General features: G+C 68.9%; 4 protein-coding genes. All 4 read left to right on the top strand.

What is annotated here, in order from left to right; translation table 11 throughout:
• Positions 1-190 precede the first annotated feature (190 nt).
• Positions 191-913: an alpha/beta fold hydrolase gene (locus ACFW0G_RS22315; RefSeq protein WP_378327283.1), complete on the top strand. Its 723-nt coding sequence runs from the start codon at positions 191-193 to the stop codon at positions 911-913.
• Positions 914-1,141: 228 nt separating this feature from the next.
• On the top strand, positions 1,142-2,839 hold the full coding sequence (locus tag ACFW0G_RS22310; RefSeq protein ID WP_378327366.1) for an MFS transporter: 1,698 nt from the start codon (positions 1,142-1,144) through the stop codon (positions 2,837-2,839).
• Positions 2,840-2,884: 45 nt separating this feature from the next.
• Positions 2,885-3,529: a class I SAM-dependent methyltransferase gene (locus tag ACFW0G_RS22305; protein ID WP_378327282.1), complete on the top strand. Its 645-nt coding sequence runs from the start codon at positions 2,885-2,887 to the stop codon at positions 3,527-3,529.
• A gap of 332 nt (positions 3,530-3,861) precedes the next feature.
• A partial coding sequence (locus ACFW0G_RS22300) for a tachylectin-related carbohydrate-binding protein (RefSeq protein ID WP_378327281.1) occupies positions 3,862-5,769 on the top strand: 1,908 nt, incomplete at its 3' end.

Here is a 5,769-nt window from a genome sequence, read left to right as displayed (position 1 = left end):
TGGGTCCCCGCCTCTTAAAACCCCCCGGCCCCCCCCGCCCCCTGCCCGCGTTTTCCGGCCGGCCCGCCCACCGCTCCGTTCGGGACGTTCATCGTCGGCAACGGAGCGTTCGCGACACCGGGCCTTCGGCAGCCCCCACGACGCCGGTACAGCTGGCCCTCGGGGGCCGGTCTGCGGAAGGATCCATGCCGTGGACACGACGACGCGGGCGGAAGTACTGCTGTTGCACGGGCTGGGCGCGACCAGCGCCGTCTGGGACGGCTTCGGTCGTCTGCTCGACAGGCCGTGGCACGCGCCCGATCTGCCCGGACACGCCGGTGCGGCGCGGCTGCCGCGCTACTCGTTCGGCGGTATGGCGGCGGCGGTGGCCGATGGGCTGCCTCGCACCGGCCCGCTCGTCGTGGTCGGTCATTCGCTGGGCGGGGTGGTCGCGCTGGCACTGGCCACCGGCTGGTTCGGCGTCGAGGTCGCCGGGGTGGTCGCGGTCGGCGTCAAGGTCGAATGGAGCGACGACGACCTGGCGAAGGCCGCCGCGATGGCCGCGCGGCCGCCGAGGGTGTTCGAGACCCGCGAGGACGCCGAGCGTGGCTATCTGAAGGTGTCCGGCTTGCTGGGTCTGACCGCCGCGGACCCGGCGGGGCTCGTCGAGTCGGCCGACGGCTGGCGGCTCGCGCTGGACCCGGCCGCGTTCGCCGTCGGCAGGCCGGACATGCGTGGCCTGCTCGGTGCGGCGCGGTGCCCGGTGCTGCTGGCCGCCGGTGAGCACGATCCGATGAGCGGGATCGACCAGTTGCGTGCGCTCGCCGAGGATTCCGTCGTTCTGCCCGGCCTCGGGCACAACGCGCACGTCGAGGATCCGGCGGCGCTGCTTTCGCTGCTCGGCCAGGTCGCCGAGGGACTTTCCGCGCGGTAGTGAGCTTCAAGGGTTTTCGTTCCGCAAATAGTCCATAAAGGACTATTTGCAATTGTGACCGTTCTCTCCGAGTCGATCAAGGCCGGTTGGTTGCGTCAGGCAAACAACTTGCTTAGCCTTGCTAAGCGAATCGAACGGAGGTCTGTCTCGGTGCGGCGCAAGACGTATTCGATCGCGGAACTGGGGCCGCGGTACAAGTGGATCGCGCTGTCCAACACGACGTTGGGCATGCTCATCGCCACCATCAACTCGTCCATCGTGCTGATCGCCCTCCCCGACATCTTCAAGGGCATCGGCATCAACCCGCTCGAGCCGTCGAACACCAGCTACCTGCTCTGGATGATCATGGGATTCCTCGTGGTCACCGCGGTGCTGGTGGTCAGTTTCGGGCGGCTGGGGGACATGTACGGCCGGGCCCGGATGTACAACATGGGCTTCGCCGTCTTCACGGTTTCCTCGATCATGCTGGCGATCACCTGGTTCGACGGCGACGCGGCCGCGCTGTGGCTGATCGGCTGGCGGATCGTGCAGGGTGTCGGCGGCGCGTTCCTGATGGCGAACTCGTCGGCGATCCTGACCGACGCCTTCCCGGCCAACCAGCGCGGGCTGGCGCTGGGCATCAACGGGGTCGCGGCGATCGCGGGCTCGTTCATCGGCCTGGTCGTCGGCGGGGTGCTCGCGCCGATCGACTGGAACCTGATCTTCCTGGTGTCCGTGCCGTTCGGCGTGATCGGCACGGTGTGGGCGTACCTGAAGCTGCACGACACCGGTATCAGCAAGCACGGCCGGATGGACTGGTGGGGCAACATCACCTTCGCCGTGGGCCTGATCGCGGTACTGGTCGGCATCACCTACGGCATCCAGCCCTACGGCAGCTCGCCGACCGGCTGGGGGAGCCCGTTCGTGCTGAGCTGCCTGATCGGCGGCGTCGCGGTGCTGATCGGGTTCGTGGTCATCGAGACCAAGGTCGAGAACCCGCTGTTCCGGCTCTCGCTGTTCCGCATCCGCTCGTTCAGCCTCGGCAACCTGGCGAACTTCACCGCGTCGCTGGGCCGGGGCGGGCTGCAGTTCGTGCTGATCATCTGGCTGCAGGGGATCTGGCTGCCGCAGCACGGCTACACCTTCGAGCAGACGCCGCTGTGGGCCGGGATCTACATGCTGCCGATGACGGTCGGGTTCCTGGTGTCGGCCCCGCTGTCCGGCGCGCTGTCCGACCGGATCGGCAGCAGGCTGCTGGCCTTCGGCGGCCTGGCGCTGACCGCGGTCACCTTCGGGCTGCTGATCGTGCTGCCGGTGGACTTCGCCTACTGGGCCTTCGCGGCGATCCTGCTGCTCAACGGCATCGGCATGGGCATGTTCGCCTCGCCGAACCGCCTCGAGGTGATGAACAGCCTGCCCGCCGACGCGCGGGGCTCCGGCGCCGGGATGATGACGACGTTCCAGAACGCGGCGATGGTGCTGTCCATCGGGTTCTTCTTCAGCCTGATCATCGCCGGTCTGTCGAGCAGCCTTCCTGGCGCGATGAGCCAGGGCCTGACCGCGCACGGCGTCCCCGCCGCGTCGGCCGACCAGCTGGCCCACCTGCCCGCGGTCGCGGTGCTGTTCGCGGCCTTCCTCGGCTACAACCCGATCCAGCAGCTGCTGGGCGACCAGCTCCACAACCTGCCACCGGACCAGGCGAGCTTCCTCACCGGCCGCAGCTTCTTCCCGAACCTGATCTCCGAGCCGTTCTCGCAGGGGCTCGCGGTCGCTTTCGGCTTCGCCATCGCCGTCTGCGTCATCGGTGCGGTGGCCTCGCTGTTCACCAAGGGCAAGCCGCCCACCGGGGCCGACCGCGAACCGGTCGGCGAGGAACTGGCGGCGGTGGCAGGGGAAGCGGGCGCCGGACCGAGTGAACTGGTCGCCCCGGTCAGCGAACGACGCTGAGAAGGACGGTGCGGCGGGGCCGCGCTCCTGGAACACTGCCGGGATATGAGCAGCCAGGAGCGCGGCCCCGCGCCGTTCGACCGTATCGGGTCCCGCTACGACGAGTCCTGGGCCGACCGCGAGCCCCAGCGCGCCGCCGGTGCCTGGCTGGCCACCCGGCTCCCACCGGGTGGCCGGGTGCTCGACCTCGGCTGTGGCAGTGGTGAGCCGACCGTCCGTGAACTGAGCGAAGCCGGGTTCGAGGCCGTCGGCGTCGACGAATCCGCAGTCATGCTCGACCTGGCGCGCGCCAGCGCTCCCCGGGCGACCTTCCAGCAGCGCGATCTCCGGGCGCTGGACGGCCTCGGCGAATTCGACGCCGTCACCGCGTTCTTCTCGCTGCTCATGCTGCCGAAGGCCACGATCGCCGAAGTGCTCGCCGACGTCCGGACCCGGCTGCGCGGGCCACGGCTCTTGGTACTCGGCATGGTGCGAGGCGACTTCGACGCGCTCCCGCTGGAGTTTCTCGACGTTCCGCTGGCGGTGACCGCCTATCCGAGCGACGAACTGTCCGCGGTCGTGACCGCCGCGGGCTTCGAGGTGCTCGAATTGCGCGAGGTGGACGCGGTGGCGGGTGACCGGCCCGAAACCCACCAATACCTCTACGCCGCCGCTTCGGGGACTCGCGGCCGCCGGAGTGGTGAAAAGTAGACTGAACGGAGCAATTCCGAAAAAGTGGGTAACGGATCTGTCAGGTGATCGATAGCAAGATCGAGGTTCGCGAGCCGGTGGCCGGCGACTGACTGGGGAGGTGCGGGCAGCTTCAGGGAGGGAAGCTGTCAGATCGTTTCTGCCGGCCGATCGCGATGATCTCGTCGTCCACTGTCGAATGATCGCGTTCCGGGTGTGCCGTCCGGCGCGATCCGCGTGTGCTTTTTTGTGTTGCCCCGTCGCGTGTCGCGGCCGGGGAATTCCGTTGTGCCGCGTTTCTCGAAACCACTGAGGGGATTTCCATGCACCAGCGGCGTTTTCTGCTCAGATCCGTGCTTCTGTGTTCCGTGCTCAGCGCCGCGGTGAGTTCGGTGGTGGCCGTGTCCACGGTGAACGCGGCCGCCGCGGCGGACACGATCACCTGCCGGGAAAGCGCTTCCCTCTTTTACACCCGGCCGGACGCCTACCTGGATTTGGACCGCCACAACGAACCCGAAACCGGCATCTACTCCTGGACGGGACGGTCGACCGTCGGCTCCGGTTGGCGCGGCCGCACGGTGGCCGGGCCCGACGGACGGGTCTACGACTTCGGGCTGGACGGCTTGGTCAAGCGTCAGCGCAGGCAGGGGAACACGTGGGACAACGGCGGCATCGCCCAGACCATCGCGACCGGATGGAACGTGACTCAGCCCGAGATGCGCAACCGCATCACCGTCGACAGTGCCGGTGACTTCTACTGGGCGCACGACAACGTCCTGACCTGGCGGCGCTACGACGAGACCGCCAAGACCTGGACCGAACGGCTCATCGACACCGGGTGGACGACGCAGAAGTACGACCTGATCGTCGCGGCCGGGTATGGCGTCTTCTACGCGCGGACACCCGCTGGCGTGCTGTACCGGTTCCAGTACGACGCGGCGAGCCAGCGCTGGATCGAGCACGGCACCTTGGTCGGTTCGGGCGGCTGGCAGTACTTCAGCGCGATCGCTTCGCCCGGCGGGGACGTCCTCTACGCGCTCGACAAGAACACCAAAGAGCTGAAGTGGTACCGCTACCTCGGCGGCGGGGTGTGGGCGGGCCCCACCGGCAAGGTGGTGGGCAGCGCCCCCGCCGACTGGCAGATCTCGATCACCACCGACGACTGCAAACTGGTCAACCCCGGCCAGCCGCAGCGGCCCGCGGTACCGTCGAGGCCGACGTCGCCGAGCTTCGTTCTCGAGGGCGCCGCTGGGAAACTGCAGCACTTCTACGTCGACGACTTCGGCAGGCTGATCCACGGCAGGCAGCGCTCGGACGACATCACCGTGGTCGACTTCGCCGTGGTGCCCGGCTACCAGCAGTTCACCGGTATGCCCGGCGCGCTGCGCTCCGACGAATACGGCATGCTGGTGACCGCGCTCGGCCAGGACAGCGAAACCCGGGCCAGTACGCAGGCCCCGAACACGACGAACTGGGCCCAGCTGGTCGGTTTCGGCGGCTGGACGCCCGGGCCGCCGAGCCTCGTGATGCGGGAGAACCTCGGATACGCCTTCGCGGTCGACGGCTCCGGCAAGCTGTGGATGCGGGTGCAGAGCGCGGTGGGCCGTGAGTTCCTGCCCTGGACAGTGCTGCCCTCGGCCGGGCTGAGCCCGGACATCACAGTCGTGGCCCAGCCGGACGGCATCGACATCCTCGCGCGGACCACGAGCGGTACCTACACCAAGGCCACCTATCTCGGCGGCACGGTCGGTCCCTGGATCACGGTCCCCGGGACGGGCTGGACGAAGAACACCGCCGCGGTCGCCAACCCGGACAAGAACCTCCAGGTCTTCGCCACCCAGCCGGACGGCGCCGTCGTCACGGCGCGCGAGACGAACGACGGGTTCACCGGCGAGTGGGCTCCGCTGACCGGGGTGACCGCCGCCGGTGCGCCGGCCGCAGCGGTCGACGCCGCCGGGATAGTGCACGTGGCCGTCCTGGCGACCGACGGCTTCGTCTACGTCACCGAACAGGCGGCCCCGGGCAGCACGGCGTATCGCAGCTGGGAAAGGCTGAAGGATTCGCGGACCGGAGCCGCCTACCCGTCCGCGACGGACCCGTTCCTGGTCAGCCGCTCCGCGGGCGGCGTCGCTGTCGTCTTTCGTGGCTCCGACGGCGTTTCCTACGCCTACAGCTCGGGCGGGGCCACCCCCGTCGCGGTGCGTTCGGCCGACACCGATCGCACCGTCTTCGTGGGCGGGCCGCTGCCGAAGCCCCAGTTC

The organism is Amycolatopsis sp. NPDC058986 (assembly GCF_042741125.1).
In the GTDB taxonomy this organism is placed as follows: Bacteria; Actinomycetota; Actinomycetes; order Mycobacteriales; family Pseudonocardiaceae; genus Amycolatopsis.
The sequence above is the reverse complement of the archived record's forward strand: the minus strand, read 5'-3'. Positions and strand labels throughout refer to the sequence as shown.